This window comes from Okeania sp. SIO2F5, from assembly GCF_010692685.1.
In the GTDB taxonomy this organism is placed as follows: Bacteria; Cyanobacteriota; Cyanobacteriia; order Cyanobacteriales; family Microcoleaceae; genus Okeania; species Okeania hirsuta.
This window is the reverse complement of the sequence record NZ_JAAHGU010000017.1, coordinates 1-16,350: the sequence shown is the minus strand read 5'-3', so window position 1 is coordinate 16,350 and position 16,350 is coordinate 1. Positions and strand designations below refer to the sequence as shown.

At 34.7% G+C, this 16,350-nt stretch carries 12 protein-coding genes; 6 read left to right on the top strand and 6 right to left on the bottom strand.

The genetic code is table 11. The features are described 5' to 3' along the window. Nucleotides 1–36: 36 nt before the first annotated feature. The 5 genes from F6K27_RS09390 (at nt 37) to cobA (ending at nt 7,986) form a co-directional block, all read left to right on the top strand. Complete coding sequence (locus F6K27_RS09390) at nt 37–735, top strand: TrkA family potassium uptake protein (RefSeq protein WP_124146190.1); 699 nt, start codon at nt 37–39, stop codon at nt 733–735. A 407-nt stretch (nt 736–1,142) separates the two neighbouring features. Continuing rightward, the gene (locus F6K27_RS09385) at nt 1,143–2,192 is read left to right on the top strand and encodes a homogentisate phytyltransferase (RefSeq protein ID WP_287277128.1); all 1,050 of its coding nucleotides are present in this window, start codon (nt 1,143–1,145) and stop codon (nt 2,190–2,192) included. Between the two features lie 1,126 nt (nt 2,193–3,318). Continuing rightward, a complete protein-coding gene (locus F6K27_RS09380) occupies nt 3,319–4,401 on the top strand; it encodes a linear amide C-N hydrolase (RefSeq protein WP_287277127.1) in 1,083 nt (360 codons plus the stop codon). A gap of 540 nt (nt 4,402–4,941) precedes the next feature. Further along, nucleotides 4,942–6,168 (top strand): transposase, encoded by a 1,227-nt coding sequence (locus F6K27_RS09375; protein ID WP_287277126.1) that lies wholly within the window; start codon nt 4,942–4,944, stop codon nt 6,166–6,168. A gap of 240 nt (nt 6,169–6,408) precedes the next feature. Next, the gene (gene cobA / locus F6K27_RS09370; RefSeq protein ID WP_287277125.1) at nt 6,409–7,986 is read left to right on the top strand and encodes a uroporphyrinogen-III C-methyltransferase; all 1,578 of its coding nucleotides are present in this window, start codon (nt 6,409–6,411) and stop codon (nt 7,984–7,986) included. 901 nt (nt 7,987–8,887) lie between these two features. Here cobA and F6K27_RS09365 read toward each other — a convergent pair. Further along, a complete protein-coding gene (locus tag F6K27_RS09365) occupies nt 8,888–9,310 on the bottom strand; it encodes a DUF2809 domain-containing protein (protein WP_124146197.1) in 423 nt (140 codons plus the stop codon). A gap of 1,450 nt (nt 9,311–10,760) precedes the next feature. Further along, the gene (gene lpxB, locus F6K27_RS09360) at nt 10,761–11,960 is read right to left on the bottom strand and encodes a lipid-A-disaccharide synthase (RefSeq protein WP_124146198.1); all 1,200 of its coding nucleotides are present in this window, start codon (nt 11,958–11,960) and stop codon (nt 10,761–10,763) included. An 805-nt stretch (nt 11,961–12,765) separates the two neighbouring features. On the opposite strand from lpxB, the gene F6K27_RS09355 reads away from it, so the two are divergent. Then, on the top strand, nt 12,766–12,945 hold the full coding sequence (locus F6K27_RS09355; RefSeq protein WP_353735959.1) for a transposase: 180 nt from the start codon (nt 12,766–12,768) through the stop codon (nt 12,943–12,945). A gap of 137 nt (nt 12,946–13,082) precedes the next feature. Here F6K27_RS09355 and F6K27_RS09350 read toward each other — a convergent pair whose 3' ends face one another. From F6K27_RS09350 to F6K27_RS09335, 4 genes are all read right to left on the bottom strand, one after another. Further along, nucleotides 13,083–13,343, bottom strand: a complete 261-nt coding sequence (locus F6K27_RS09350; protein WP_287277124.1) for a hypothetical protein — start codon at nt 13,341–13,343, stop codon at nt 13,083–13,085. A 460-nt stretch (nt 13,344–13,803) separates the two neighbouring features. Next, on the bottom strand, nt 13,804–14,631 hold the full coding sequence (gene lpxA, locus F6K27_RS09345; RefSeq protein ID WP_124146200.1) for an acyl-ACP--UDP-N-acetylglucosamine O-acyltransferase: 828 nt from the start codon (nt 14,629–14,631) through the stop codon (nt 13,804–13,806). A gap of 3 nt (nt 14,632–14,634) precedes the next feature. After that, nucleotides 14,635–15,159, bottom strand: a complete 525-nt coding sequence (gene fabZ, locus F6K27_RS09340; protein WP_124146201.1) for a 3-hydroxyacyl-ACP dehydratase FabZ — start codon at nt 15,157–15,159, stop codon at nt 14,635–14,637. Nucleotides 15,160–15,655: 496 nt separating this feature from the next. Continuing rightward, the coding region (locus F6K27_RS09335; RefSeq protein WP_287300858.1) for a UDP-3-O-acyl-N-acetylglucosamine deacetylase at nt 15,656–16,350 on the bottom strand (695 nt) is incomplete at its 5' end.

Genomic DNA, 16,350 nt, shown 5'->3' with positions numbered 1-16,350 from the left:
CTATACAATATACGAAGGTATAACGTTGAATTTTTAGTGAAATTATCGTCTTGGAATTTTTGGCAAAATTTAAAATCTGAAACTAAACAATTTGCAGTAATTGGTTTGGGTCGATTTGGTAAAGCAGTATGTTTAACTCTGCATAATTTGGGCTATGAAGTTTTGGCTATTGATAGAGAAGAAAAAAGAGTAAATCAAGCTTTAACTGACAAAATATCTTCCCATGCTTTAGAGCTTGATTCAACAGAAATTAATGCTATTAAACAAGCTGGTATTTCAGATTTTGATACAGTAATTGTCGCAATTGGCAATTATTTGTCGGAAAGTATTATTACTACTCTCAATCTTAAAGAAGTAGGAGTAAAATTTGTAGTAGCTAAAGCTTCTTCAGAAACTCATGTCAAACTTTTAAACAAGGTTGGAGCAGACTATGTGGTATTTCCAGAGAGAGAAATGGGTTGCGAATTAGCACGATTATTGAGTAAACCTAGAATACTTGATAAATTTGATATAGACCCAGATAATAGTATTGTAGAATTTATTGTACCAGAAAAATTTGATGGTAAAACTATTGCTGATTTAGAACTACGGAATAAATATGGTTTAAATTTACTGGCAGTGAGCGACGGAAGTGAAAAATTTCAAATTAATCCCAAGCCTAGTACAATTTTAACTAAAGGAATAATAATGATTGTACTTGGTTCTAATCAAGATATTAATCGCTTGCCAAATTAATGGGTGCATCTCAATTTTGAATAAAGCCAAAAATTTATTGCTTTTAGGCAACAGGCAACAGGGAAGATATAGGAAAAAAGTATTTTTGCAAATAAGTTAGATGCACCAAAATTAATATTACCGAATAATTAATAATTAAATAATTATGGTTTAAAGCCTCTCCTTTTAAAGAGAAAAAAGAAATAATATTTTCTTATATTCAATTCCGTAACGGTTAAAACCTGAGGTAATTATCAATTATCAATTAATGAAAGCGCTTTTCATTTAAGTAAACTACAAAATTATTTTTACTTAGGGAGGAGGGAATAGGGAGTAGGGAGTAGGGAGTAGAAAAATGCTGTAGTCTATCTATGTGAAAACCGCTATAAAATAATCGTAAATTAAGAGAAAAATAATTTTAGGTAGTTATGGGAGAAATTTCACACGATCAGGAACTAAAAATCACAACTAATTTGGTGCAAAAATATTTTCCATGGCTATATAGTTTTTGGAAGTTTGCACGTCCCCATACAATTATTGGCACAACATTAAGTGTATTAGCAATATATCTAATTGCTCTGGGCGATCGCTCTGATTTTTTCAATCAATCTTTGTTCATCTATAGTTTAATTCTGTTATTGGTAACTTGGATAAGTTGTCTATGTGGAAATATTTATATAGTAGGATTGAATCAATTAGAAGATGTGGAAATAGACCGAATTAATAAACCTGATCTTCCTATAGCTGCTGGTGAATTTTCTCGGTTTTCTGGTCAAGTAATTGTGGCAATAACGGGAGTTTTAGCTTTAAGTTTTGCTCTAGTTGGCGGACCTTTTTTATTAGGTACAGTGGCCATAAGTTTAGTAATTGGTACATTTTATTCCTTGCCTCCTATTAGATTAAAAAGATTTCCTTTTTGGGCAGCGTTATGTATTTTTACTGTGCGGGGAGTAATTGTTAATTTAGGTTTATTTTTAAGCTTTGTTTGGGGATTAGAAAAAGTTGAGGAAGTCTCAGGAAGTTTAAATAAATGGATAGAAGGAGTAGGTGAAATAATTCTCCTCAAAAAAAGCTTGATAATTCCAGAAATTCCTCCCACAATATGGGCGCTAACTTTGTTTGTAATAGTCTTCACTTTTGCTATTGCAATTTTTAAGGATATTCCAGATATTGAAGGAGACCGTAAATTTAATATCACTACATTTACAATTAAATTAGGGACATTTACTGTATTTAATTTGGCAAGGTGGGTATTAACAATTTGCTATGTCGGTATGATTATATTGGGTGTAGTTTGGTTGGCAAATGTTAATTTAATTTTTTTGGCAATAACTCATTTTTTAGCTTTATGTTTAATGTGGTGGCGTAGTCAAAAAGTAGACCTGCAAGAAAAAAAGGCGATCGCTGATTTTTATCAATTTATTTGGAAACTATTTTTCCTAGAATATTTAATTTTTCCTATGGCTTGTCTTTTATAGCAATCAGATTTTGGTTGTGTCAAAAATTTCTGAGAATCAGGAAAAGTCTGCTCTGGGAAAAAAAAGGTAATAATTTCAGATTTTCTATTGTTACTTGGGTTATTTTTTCGGAAACTAGTTTGCCGAGAATATCTAATTTTTCCTATGGGTTTTCTTTGATAGTATTCAGATATTGGTTATGTCAAAAATTTCTGGGAATCAGGATAAAGTCTACTCTGGGGAAAAAAGGTAATCATTTCATATTTTATATTGTTGCTCAGGGCATTTTTTGTGATAAATATGGGTGTAGAGGATAGCAAGTAAAATTATTACAAACTAGATGATAATTTTGATTTTTATCTCTTTATTGGAAAAGTACTTTTTCTTATGAATCTTCAATTTTACTATGGGTTATCTTTTATAGTAGTCAGATTTTGGTTCTTTCAAAATTTCTAGGAATTAGGAAAAGTTATCTCTGGGGAAAAAAGGTAATCATTTAAGACTGTACTAGATAACTAAATTATTCCTCCTTCTTCTATATTTTTCCTTTGAATATTTAATTCTCCTATGGGTTGTCTTTGATAGTAGCCAGATTTTGTTTGTGTCAAAAATTTCTAGGAATTAGGAAAAATTAGCTCTGTGAAAAAAGGTAATAATTTCATATTTTATATTGTTGATCGGGGTATTTTTTCTGATAAATATACCTGTAAGGGATGGCAAATAAAATTATTACAAACTAGACGATGATGTGGAATTTTATCAATTTATTTAGAAATTATTTTTCCTTTGAATATCTAATTTTTTCTATGGGTTGTCTTTGATAGTAGTCAGATTTTGTTTGTGTCAAAAATATCTAGGAATTAGGAAAAGTTAGCTCTGGGTAAAAAAAAGTAATAATTTCAGATTTTCTATTGTTGTTCGGGGTATTTTTTCTCCGAAATATGAACAAAACGCAGCATAATTACTCATTGTATTCTTCACACAAAAATAATATTAATTATTATGTAAAGCACCAAAAATCAGCTAAGTGATGAAAAACATAAAATCAATAGTGCTAATATTAACTTTAGCCTTTCTGTTTTGTTTCATTATCAAATCAATAGTACTGACATTAGCTTTAGTCTTTCTGTTTTGTTTCATTAACCTAATGCCTCCTGCTTACGCTTGTACAGGTATTACCCTAAAAGCAGAAGACGGTGCTATGGTCTATGGTAGAACAATGCAATGGGGTAAGTTTGATCTAGAATCTCGAATATTGATCCTCCCCAGAGAGCACCAGTTTGTGACTGAACTCTCTAGGGATGAAAATGTCCATTTGCCTGGTATACGGTGGACTGGCAAATATGGAATAGTAGGAATTGATGCTGTAAATAGGCCAATTCCTCTTGACGGCATGAATGAAAAGGGATTAGTTGCTGGAGTCTTTGATCATCCAGACTTTGCTGAATATGTGGATTATGATTCAACTATGGCAGAGAAATCTATGGCACCGACCGATGTTGTCCAGTATCTTCTTTCCACCTGTGCCACAGTAGATGATGTTCGTGAGGCAATAGACCAAATCTTAGTGGTAAACGTTGTTGAACCAGTTATTGGGAAAACTGCACTATATCATTTGATGGTCAGCGATCCTTCGGGGGAACAGATCGTTATTGAATGGTTACAAGGCAAACCAAAAATTTTTGATGCTGAACTAGGGATTATTACTAACGCTCCAACATACGACTGGCATATTAATAATTTACGAAATTATGTCAATATTTCTCCTGTAGCTTGTCCAGATCGAAATATTGGCTCAATTAATTTTAGCCCACTAGGTTTTGGTAGTGGAATGATTGGGTTGCCAGGAGATTTTACTCCTCCATCACGTTTTATCCGTGCTTTTGCTTTTTCTCAAACTGCAAGAGCAACTACTGACGGACCTGAGACGATATATGAATTGTTTCGTATACTTGATAATTTTAATGTTCCGCTCGGACCACCCGAAGAATCTGAAGATGAATATATAAACACATCAGGTATGCGAAGTGCGACCCTCTGGACAACAGCTTACGACCTTACAAATAAGGTAATCTATTACCATACTCAACATAACCGTCAAGTCCGCAAAATTGATGTTGGCAGCTTAGACTTTGAAACTATTAGGGATATGCAGGCGTCCCCCCTTGATATAGTGAAGGAACAGAATATTGAGGATCGGACTCCTGGAAAGCTTAAGGTTTCATCATAAACTTTCGGCTATGCTTTTAGATTTTAAATTGAAGATTGATATAGATAAGGAATGAGGATTTTATTATCTACACAATTTAAATTGCTTAAAGTCGTCACCTGAGTTCTTTCAAAAAAATTCTGGACTTTATTGAATCCTCATTCCTAAGTAGTGGCATATAAACAATTCCCACTATCTAACTTTTGATGTGATCTAGAAATTAAGACCTCTCATCCAACCTTCCTGTTTTCTTCAAGGGAGGGGGGTTGAGGGGTTATACAATTTTTCAATGGGATTTTGTTTTCGATGCTATATCCCTCTCAGGAATTTAGAAATTTGGTATAATAAAAGTTATACATAAATATAGTCATATATAGTCAAGTGATGCCAAATATCTTCGTTGATTTATACAAGCATAGCTACTAAATATTTGACAAAATTTAATAACTCCAAGGCTAAAGGTTAAATAGTATAATGAAATTGGCACGCTTAGTTTCAGGCTAAATAATCAGAACAATTCCGAAATCCTCGAATCCTAATATAATTTTAACCCCTTGATTTATGAGATTAGTTGAGAGACATATTATTCAAAAAAATCATCGGTTTTATTCTGAAATTGACCGACTATGTTTCTTGTCGAAAAATCTCTATAACTATGCTAATTATTTAGTTCGTCAGTCTTTTATATTTGAAAAGACAAATCTATCTTATTATGACCTGCAAAAAATACTCTCTACTCAATCAGATTATCAAGCAATTCCAGCTAAAGTATCTCAACAAATATTGATGATACTAGATAGAAACTGGAAAAGTTTTTTAGCAGCAAACGAAGTTTATAAACAAAAACCATCAAAGTTTAATGCTCGCCCTCGCCTTCCTAGATATAAAAATAAAATAACAGGAAGAAATTTTGTAGTTTATACCACACAAGCTATCAGCAAGAGGCAATTAAAACAAGGAATTATTAATCCTAGTAAGACAGGAATTTATCTAAAAACATTAGTACCTACTTCACAAATCAAACAAGTTCGTCTCGTCCCTAGACTTAACCATTATGTAATAGAGGTCATTTATGAGAAATGCGAAAAACAATACGAGCTAGAAAAAAATCGTTGCGCAAGTATTGATATAGGATTAAACAATTTAGCTACATTAAGTTTTAATCAAGCCGGAATAAAACCACTCTTGATAAATGGCAGACCGTTAAAATCTATAAATCAATACTATAACAAAATTAAAAGCTGTCTACAATCTCAACTCCAGGAAAATAGATCGAGTAAGAGACTGCAAAAGCTGTGCAATAAAAGAGAATTTAAAATCAATGATTATCTTCATAAAGCGTCTCGTTTAATTATTAATACCCTGATTAATCAGAAAATAGGAACATTGATAATAGGGCACAATGAAGAGTGGAAGCAGAAGATAAATTTAGGGAAAAGAAATAATCAAAACTTTGTATCTGTTCCCTATAACAAGTTAATAGAAATGTTATCTTATAAAGCCAAGATGGTAGGAATAGATGTAATTATTACAGAAGAATCTTATACCTCCGCATCAAGTTTTATAGATAATGATTTGATTCCTGTTTACAAGAAAGGTGAGAAAAATCAAGTCACTTTCTCAGGGAAAAGAATAAAAAGAGGTTTGTATCGTACCGCCAACAAAAGATTAATCAATGCTGATGTGAACGGTTCTCTAAACATAATGAAAAAAGCAGTCCCAAATGTATTTGACTATGGGATAGAGGGTGTTGTAGTTCACCCAGTCAGGGTAACGCCTGCAAAATAAGGATATGTCATATTTGACCATATTTTTATGAACTATTAGGTTCTTTTTATATATATTGATATTGATGAGGTAGGGAGTAGGGGGAAATAATTAATGACTAATGTCTAGTCAGTCAGAAATTATAGTTGTTTTAAATAAGAATGAGACACTTTTTCGGCTGAAACCGTTTCACAGCAAGAAATTATCGTCTCAATCTAAACTTAAATAACTATAACTAATAACTAATAACTGATAACTGAAATGAATCTATCCCTAGGAAAAGTATATATTGTTGGAGCTGGACCCGGAAGTAAAGAATATTTGACTGTCAAAGCACATTCCCTAATTACTCAAGCTGAAGTATTAATTTATGATGCCTTAGTTGATGACTCAATTCTACAATTAGCACCAGAAAGTTGTTTAAAAATAGAGATGGGTAAACGTGGCGGTAAACCCAGTATGTCTCAGTCAGAAATTAATAGCTTATTAGTAGAAAAATGTCGTTTAGGCAAACAAGTAGTTAGACTAAAAGGAGGAGATCCTTTTATTTTTGGTCGTGCTTCTTCAGAAATTCAAGCATTAATTGAAGCTGGTTGTGAATTTGAAGTTGTACCAGGAATTTCTTCTGCATTAGCTGCACCTTTACTCGCAAATATTCCTCTGACAGATGCAGTAATGAGTAGAGCTTTTATCGTCTTGACTGCTCACGACATAGAAGCATTAGATTGGGAAAGAATATCTCAGATTGAAACTTTAGTAATTTTAATGGGGGCACGAAATTTAGATGAAATTGTGCGTCAGTTATTAAGACATAAAAGAACATCTCAAACTCCTGTGGCAATTATTCAAAATTGTGCCACTCCAAAACAACAAATTTGGATTGGTAGTTTAGGGGATATTGTTCAACAAACATACACTGAATATTTGTCCCCTTGTGTGATAATAGTAGGGGAAGTAGTCAGGTTACGAGATTATTTAAAGTCTCCAAATAATATGGTTAAAGAAAATTCAGTAGCCAAAATTGAAATAGCGCCTTTAGCAAATAAAACTGTTTTAGTGACTCGTGCAGCAGGTCAGTCTAGTAAGTTTAGCGATCGCCTACAAAAAGCAGGGGCAAAAGTAATTGAAATGCCTGCTTTAGTGATTACTCCTCCTTCAAGTTGGCATGATTTAGATGTGGCTATTAATAATATAGATACTTTTGATTGGTTAATTTTGACTTCTACAAATGGGGTAGATTACTTTTTTGAAAGGTTGGCAGAGAAAGATAAGGATAGTCGTGCTTTATCTGGTGTAAAAATAGCAGTTGTTGGTAAAAAAACTTCGGGAAGTTTGAATGCTCGTGGTTTGAAAGCAGATTTTATTCCACCTAATTTTGTTGCTGATTCTTTGGTGGTAAATTTCCCAGAAAATTTGAGTGGAAAAAAGGTTTTATTTCCCAGAGTAGAGACTGGTGGTAGGGAAGTATTAGTGAATGAATTAAGTAGTAAAGGTGCGGAGGTAATAGAAGTAGCTGCTTATGAGTCTAGTTGTCCAGAAAATATTCTACCGGAAGCTTTATTAGCACTACAAAATCGTCAGATAGATATTATGACTTTTGCTAGTTCTAAAACGGTGCGAAATTTTTGTTATTTGACGGCTGAAAATAAAGATAATTTACCGCAAGATTGGTTAGAAAATATTTGTATTGCTTCTATCGGACCTCAAACTTCTCAAAGTTGTCACAGTTTGTTAGGTAGAGTAGATGTGGAAGCTCAAGAATATACTTTGGATGGGTTGACTGAAGCTATTATTAAATGGGTAGGAATTATAACTCAAAAGTCAAAATTCAAAAGTTAAAAGTAATAAAATAAGCACTTAGCTCTTATACCAAATTGAAATGAAGCTGCATAGAATAATATTTTAAGCATAATTGACCGCAGGTAAGCGTAGATAAAGATAGATCGATTTAATGAATTTCATCATTCTATGCAACCTCATATAAAATTGGTATTAGCAGTCAGCTATCAGCAAATAATACCAAATTCAAAAAAGGTCTCTACAGTATTAATCTCAACACTCCTAGTAACAGACTAAAGCACTGTAACAGTATTTTTTGAAAATGGTATAATGAATGATTCCTTCTAAGGTTAAAAGACCTTACTTTGGCAGTAACTTTTAATTCCCTCTCAATTTCAAGGGTTGCTTTTGCCTCTTTCTCTTATTTTTCTCTCATTAGATATCTTCAGAAAAGAGGTATTATACCAAATTGATAAATGTTTGCTACAAATAGCTAGGATATTTCTTAGGAGTCAGGAGTCAGGAGTCAGGAGTCAGAATTAATGGCTTAAATACCATTTTTTAGGCCGTAAATCATCCTTTTTGTCAAAGAGAATATCCTGTAAAATCTTTTTATTCCTCAGGACTTACACAGAGAATCTATATATAGAGAGAGCGAATGCCATTCGCCCCTACAGATGGTGGTTTTACAGTCAATTTGCGTAAGTCCTGATTCCTCTTACTATTCGTAACATTCTTTTTTTAAATTGGTATTAGGGAGTAGTGAGTAGGGGGAAATAATTGATGATTTCTGTACGATAGTTGATTTTATTTTTTATTATTGGAGATGTCTATTAGTAGCTGATAGCTAATAGCTGATGGCTGAATGCTTACCTAAAATCCGGTTATACAGTTATCGCACCTTCTACTTCCATCCAATGCAGACATAAAATGCCGGAATATTCCCAGATAATTCCCACTCTCATCCTTTCTTCCTACTGACTCCTGACTCCTGACTCCTCTCATCATAAAATTTGAAGTAACGTAAAAATATCCAAGTCAATGTACAACCTAATATATAGTACAAAAAATCCCACCATACAAAAGTATTTCCTAACAACAGTCTGCCAATTAAAGTTGCTCGAATAGTTTGTAAAAAAGGTGGTTTCCATAACTGCATAAATTCTAGAAAACAGGTGACAATAAATACCCAAAAAGCTACTAAACCAGGTTTAAGTCGAGGTCGAATAAAAATTACTAAAAAAATCCAGAATGCTTCATAAAAAATTGAACTAAAAGAATTATTTAGCCATTCTGAAAATAGTCCTTCATAAAATTTAGTTGCAAAACCTAAAATTACAGTAAATATCAAACAAATTATAATTTTAATTCTATATCTTTTCATCTTTTCATAAAAATTATATGAAATATAAAAAAGAATGCTACGAAGAATTTTCCTCCTGAAAAGACTTTATTTAAAAATGCCTATTTGGCGTTGCTGAATGATAATGATTTTTAGATTAAGTATCAACGCAAAACATAAGTTTTTCAATTTGACCTTCAGCTACTTACCATTACATTTCAGCAACGCCGTCTATTTGACTAAAAACAGAGTTTTACTTTAGCTAAATGAGATAGCAATTTCCATGCTTATGGGGTCATTTCAGTTATCAGTTATCAGTACCTCTGAAATAAGGAGGCTTAAAATCAGGAATATTCTCTTTTTTTATCCCCTTAAAAGGGGAGACTTTAGACCACAATTTCTCGGTAAAAAATTCCTTTGCTTTAGGGAGTAGGGAGTAGGAAATAGAAAAAAGGATAAAGGAGAGGCTTTAAACCTTAATTATTCGGTAAACGACCAACCACTTCATGTCTTATAACCCCAAATAATTTTAAGCGCCCCCGTTGACCGTAGGGTATTAAACCCACCACAGAAAAGATAAAAGAAGGTTACAAAATTGTTTTTATAGACAAGGGAAAACAGGAAACAAATATTTGTTGCTAAATAAATACAGCGTATTTCAGGTTAATGAAGTACAGTAATATCATGTCTGAAAATAGCGTGAGAAAAACAACTTTCTTCCCCTCTTACTTCCTCTTTTCTATTGTAACTCCCTAATCTGATAGCTTCCCTACCTATAAGTCCCCAATCCAATGCCCTATTTAGGGTTTGCGCTCAAAAGTATTTTAGTAGGGGTAGGAGACAACCCACCCCTCGCCCCTCCCCCTCCCAGGAGGGGAAGACAGCTATACTGGAGACAGGAGAAATGGATCGGGAGCGAGGAAGTAGGAGCGGGCGTTTTGTCCCAAGATTGTTCTGCCCAACTATGCGCCTAAAATACGCTCCATGCATGAGCGTGAAGAGCTGAAACAGGCGCACTTTTTTCGTTCCCAAAAAGGCACTTGTCTTTATATGTCAATGCTTTTATATTTAATCAGCAAGCCCTATTTAGCTTTATAGTTATTTATAACTATTTAACCAGACATAATATATACCATAAGGAAGAAGGAAGAAGGAAGAAGGAGGAAGTCTATTAAGCAAAAAAAACCTAAATTTACTGTAGATATTCACCCTTGAATTTACACAAACTATACTAACGGACATGATATTAATGATGAAGAACTATTTGCTCAAATTCTCTTCTACAAATAATTATCTTTTCTGTGCCGGGTTTAATATCAAATCCATTTAATTCGGTATAAAAACATTCTCCATCTTCACGGCATTGCTGAGGGGCGGGATTAATATCAGTGGGATGTGTATCCTGCCTGCGGTAAAAATATCAGGAACGGGTAAGATGCCCATTCCACAAAACACAAAACTATAATTGCCTTTAATTGTCTCAAAAATATCTTTATTTTCCGCTCAAAACTGAATCTAAAATTGCTTGAGCTGCACGACTACAAACTCCTTCTTTTCCCAAAGCATGACGCATTTCCTGATAATTTACTATCATTTTTTCTCGGCACTGAGAATTTAATAGAAGTTCCAAAGCTTCAGAAACAATTTTTTCAGGAGTAGCATTTTCTTGAAACAATTCTGGCACAATAGCTTTCATTTGTACCAAATTTGGTGGCGACATAAATGGAATTGAAAATCTCAAAATATTCCTAGCAATCCAAACAGTTATTGGATTAACTTTATAAACTACTACTTGCGGTACATTTAGCAAAGCTATTTCCAAATTTACAGTACCAGATTTAGCGATCGCTAAGTCGGCTGCAGCCAGAATTTCTAAATTTTTACTTTCTTGTATTTCTTGATTATTTTGTGGCAGAGATGGATAAATTTTTGCCTGTAGTTGATACTTCTTAATTGCCTCTTCAATAGGATGACGATAACTTTCTAAAGAAAGAGGAATTAGAAAATGAACTTGAGGTAATTTTTCCTGAATTATTTGTGCTGCTCGAAATATTACTGGCATTAAATATTTAATTTCTTGTCGTCGAGATGCTGGTAATAAAGCGATCGCTATTGTATCTGATTTTATGCCCAAATTATGACGTGCTTTTTTCCGACTAGGAGCTATTTTTATTCTGTCAATTATGGGATGACCTACCCAAGTAACTTTAGCTCCTTTTTGTCGAAAATAATTTGCTTCTTCCGGAAAAATTGCCAAAATTTTGTTTGCTAAATTTACTATTTTATTTGTTTTACCCTTTCCCAGAGACCAAACCCATTCTTGAGGAGCAATGTACCAAATAATCGGTAAATTCGGCCAGGTTTTACGGATATAATTACCAATACTAATATTAGGTCCCATGTAGTCAATCAAAACAACTATATCAGGGGATTCGTTATGTAAATATTCCTTTGCTTTTTGTTGTAATTTCAGAGTAGGAAAAACAAAAGGCAAAGATTCAATAATTCCTACAGCACCAATTTTTGTCGTATTTCCTAATAAAGTAGCACCAGCAGCAGCCATTCTATCGCCCCCCAAGGCGACAATATCTAAATTTAAACCTTGAAGTTGAGCTTGACGGTAGAGTGCTTCAACTAATAGAGACCCTTGTAAATCTCCAGAAACTTCACCTGTACTAATAAAAATTTTCATAAGACATGGGGGACTGGTTATTTCAGTTGTCAGTTATCAGTTATCAGCAAAAGAGGTGCAAATATAAAAATTCAAACCTCAGTTACTTCATTCCAACTGAAATAAACTATATACCAATCGAAGCAAAAATTAAGACATTTCTAGATAATTGAACTCAATCATAGATTATTTTTGACTTTTGCTTTGTCCATAGCGCAACAAGACTTTTAAACAATAGTATATTAATTAAATTTATAATTAATTAATTAACACATTTATAATTTAAATTGATTTTGACAAAAAAAGTTCAAATGAGCTATCGAAAGCCAAATTTGAGGGAAAAATCGCGATTTTGCGCCTGTATGAGCAATCTTTTCATAAACGCTACAAGTCTTGATATGCAATAAATACAGGATTTTTGCCGCTAGGTCAATTTTGATGTATATTGAGTACAAGTCTGTCGCTCTGCGTAAGTGCTTATTAAAATGATCTGAAATCTTATTCATAGTAGAGCAGTTAAAGCAAATGTCGCAAAAGAACCTGAACAAGTTACACAAAAAAATTAGGGGTTGCACATTATGGAATGATATTGCCAAAAACTTGTTTAGACTTTGACTAAAAATAACCATTAATTAATCATTCTGGCAATTGATTAATCCACAATCCAATTCAATCAAAAATCTCAAATCATTCGTCGCTGTGCAACGCCAAAAATTAAGCATTGTATAAATGCGGGATGATTTTAATAGTTTTGTGGAAGTGGAAGTGGAATGGGCATCTTGCCCGTTCCTAATATTTTCACTGCAGGCAAGGACAGGCAGGATGCCTGCCCCCACTTATCACTTATATTCATCCCGCCCCTCAGCAATGCCAAAAATTAAGGTTAGCCCAAAAACTACTTTCTCGTAAAACCAAAGGATCTAATAACTATCACAAAGCAAGGGTCAAAGTAGCTAGGATACACGCAAAAATCAAAGATTCAAGGCTTGACTATACTCAACTGTAAGGCCGGAAGGGAATAAATCTTGGAAAGTAGGTGCATTGTTAGCGCAACTCCTCTCTCTGTAAAGAGGCAGCAGAAAACCCCTACCAGCAATGGAGCGAGAATCCCGCCCTGTCTCGTAGAAAAGCGTCGGGAGGATGTCAATCCAACTTAAAGAGACTATAATTCTTGATATAAAATGACAAATCTTCCCTCTTTTCCATAGCATTACGAAGAGCTTCAGATAAATTTACGTCTTTGTCTCTATCTATAATACCGATTATAATAATTCTAGGTTGAGGAGCTGTCTGTTGTTTAGTCTTGGGTGAACATTCTCCTTTGTACTTTCCTAAGTTCAAAGTGTATCCTGGTTCGTCTTTGAGGTCGTGCTTTTCTAGAGTTTCCTGCAACCATTCATCCAACTTGCCAGCTCTAATTTTGGATCTCTCGAAGCTAAGTGCTACAACACAGATTGTCTAAGAAAAATAAGAGTTCTGCTAACTACGAGAATGCAAGGATTAAAGTAGAGAAACAGCACAATCATATTGCATTCAAACGCAAAGACTATCAGTTCAAATTAGCCCATAAATTATGTGACATGGCTGAAACTATCTTTGTGGAAGACATATCCAAGTTGATATTCTTTTAACCCCAACCACCCTTTGGCTTCTCCGTAAAAAACCTCTATCCAATTTCTATTTGAGTAAGTATTTACTATCCACTCAGATGTCACTTTTGAATTCTCAACATCTTTTCTTCATTTACTTGTGTAAATCCCAATAGACAATTTAATAGAAATGATAGACATAATTGAAAAAGTTTGGGAAGTATTGCTTTGTATCAGTTGGAGCAATTTTTTCCCTCTATTTAACAAAAACTCTATTAACGATCGATCTCTTCTAACCTTGCTCCCTTAGACATTTTTCCCGGCATCGGTCCACGACGTTTAGACTCAAGAGACATACTTAAAAAAGAATACAATTTTTGAATATACTTGTTATGAGAATCTAACTCTAATTCTGCTAAAGCTTCAGTCAGAGACCTACCAGAACGATAGAGAGTTCGGAAAGCCTTCTTCAATATTGCTAAATCTGCACTTGTCAAACCTGCACGCTTTAATCCTAACAAATTAAGCGATCGCACCAAACAAGGATGACCTTCCACCAACATAAACGGTGGTACATCTTTAACTATACGACTCATACCACCCACCATTGCCATTTTACCAATATGTACAAACTGATGAATACCCAATACCCCACCAATAACAGCTTTTGACTCAATTTTGACATGACCTGCTAAAGATACAGCATTAGCTATGACCACAGAATCTTCAATAATACAATTATGCGCCACATGGACATAAGCCATCAGTAAATTGTCATTACCAATAACAGTACTCTCACCAGCATAAGTAGCGCGATTAACTGTAACGTATTCCCTGATTTTGTTATTGTTGCCAATTTTTACCCAACTGGGAGCACCTGCATATTTTAAATCTTGTGGTTCTAGACCAATAGCTGCCCCAGGAAAAATTCGATTACCAGAACCAATCTCTGTTGGCCCTTCAATCACAACATGAGCGCCAATGGTAGTTCCCGCACCTACCTTGACCTGTTCCTCTATTACAGCATAGGGACCCACTTGTACAGTGGGATGCAGTTCGGCACTTTCAGCAATAACAGCTGTTGGATGAATCAGAGTAGGCATACTTCAATCCATTATTGAAAACATCAAATTTCCTTCTGCGGCTTTTTGACCATCCACTTCTGCAAGACCTTGCACTTTACCAAACTTGCCACCTTTAACAGATAATAATTCTGTCTTTAATATTAGTTGGTCTCCTGGAACTACTGGGCGACGAAACCTGACCTTATCCATACCTGCAAATACAAATAATCCTTTCTGAAGCTCTGGCATTTGAGCAAAGACTATGCCTGCAACTTGAGCCATTGCTTCTATGATTAATACCCCTGGCATAATTGGTCGTTCAGGAAAATGTCCTTGAAAATGGGGTTCATTAAAAGTCACATTTTTAATACCTACCGCTCTTTCTCCTGGTACATATTCTATAATACGGTCTACCAAAGCAAAGGGATATCGGTGGGGTAATAGTTTGTGAATTTCTTCAATGGTCATAATATTTACCCCAGTAGTCCCAGTATCTTGATTTGGCTGAGTTGAAGAATTTTCTGTGGTTTGTGCTGAATCTGTTGTAGTTTTTTCAGAGGTTGACATTATGTACAGTTCTTAATTGGCAGTCTCGATTTTACCATTATTCACTTCTCGCTGCTCTAAACAGACAGAGATTCTAAGCAGATGCTAGGCAACGGGATAAATAAACATTGCTCGCTTCTTCTTAGCTGTCACCCAGAAATTTATCTGGGTGGGACGAGTCAAAACGCCCCTAGACACTCACTTGTATTGACATTAAGTTATACAGATTGTGCTTACTTTTTCTGAGCTTTCGGGAGATTATATCACTATGTCAAAATGGTACACTCCCTGTCCTGCCATTGCTGTTAGTGATATAGTCATACTGCCGTTGAATGTATCAACCGTTGTTTCTTATTTACCGGGATTTCTCCGTACTAGGATAGTTCCAGGTGCAGATCAACACCTTACTCAAACTTTAATTCTATCACTTCGGCCCAATTTTTCCATAACTGTCATTTTTATCCTCTGCCTGAAGGTGAGGAGCTTTCAATCTTCTTCTGTGTAATCAAAAGTAATCCTAACATGAATTTTTAGTCTTACTATCTACAGATAACTCAGAAATTTTTTGAGCTAATTGTATATGTAATTTATGGCTAGCTTTGTAAGCCAGATAATGAGCTTGAGGAAAACTACCTAATAAACTCAAATCTCCTACTAAGTCCAAGAGTTTATGACGTACAGGTTCATTTTCAAATCTTAAGGGTGGATTTAACCATCCGGACTCATTACAAACTAGAGCATTATCTAGACTACCACCTTTAATTAAACCAGCTTCTCGTAAGTGGTCAATTTGATGTGCTAAGGCAAATGTACGAGCTGGGGCAATACAGTCAGCAAAACTTTCTGTTTCTGGAGACCAACTATGCCATTGATTACCAATAGCTGGTGGATTAAAATCTATTCCGTAAGTAAACCGAGTTTCTCGACTAGGTAAGGCAGCGACAAAAGCATCACCTTGATTTATCCAAATTGGTCGGTCGATCGAATTTTCAGTCCTTAGTTTTGGGTTAAGAATGTGCTTTATTGGCTGTGGGCGATCGGTATTGTTAATATTTTTTTGCCCCATCTCCCCATCTCCCCATCTCCCCATCTCCCCATCTCCCCATCTCCCCATCTCCCCATCTCCCCATCTCCCCATCCCCCCATCTCCCCATCTCCCCATCCCCCCATCCCCCCCCTCTGGTTGAGCACTTAATCCTACACAAGCTATCA

Excerpts from the sequence above, each read along its gene's own strand:
- F6K27_RS09385 (WP_287277128.1), top strand. The coding sequence starts at position 1,143 with ATGGGAGAAATTTCACACGATCAGGAACTAAAAATCACAACTAATTTG.
- F6K27_RS09380 (WP_287277127.1), top strand. The coding sequence starts at position 3,319 with ATGCCTCCTGCTTACGCTTGTACAGGTATTACCCTAAAAGCAGAAGAC.
- F6K27_RS09375 (WP_287277126.1), top strand. The coding sequence starts at position 4,942 with ATGAGATTAGTTGAGAGACATATTATTCAAAAAAATCATCGGTTTTAT.
- cobA (WP_287277125.1), top strand. The coding sequence starts at position 6,409 with ATGAATCTATCCCTAGGAAAAGTATATATTGTTGGAGCTGGACCCGGA.
- F6K27_RS09365 (WP_124146197.1), bottom strand. The coding sequence starts at position 9,310 with ATGAAAAGATATAGAATTAAAATTATAATTTGTTTGATATTTACTGTA.
- lpxB (WP_124146198.1), bottom strand. The coding sequence starts at position 11,960 with ATGAAAATTTTTATTAGTACAGGTGAAGTTTCTGGAGATTTACAAGGG.
- lpxA (WP_124146200.1), bottom strand. The coding sequence starts at position 14,631 with ATGCCTACTCTGATTCATCCAACAGCTGTTATTGCTGAAAGTGCCGAA.
- fabZ (WP_124146201.1), bottom strand. The coding sequence starts at position 15,159 with ATGTCAACCTCTGAAAAAACTACAACAGATTCAGCACAAACCACAGAA.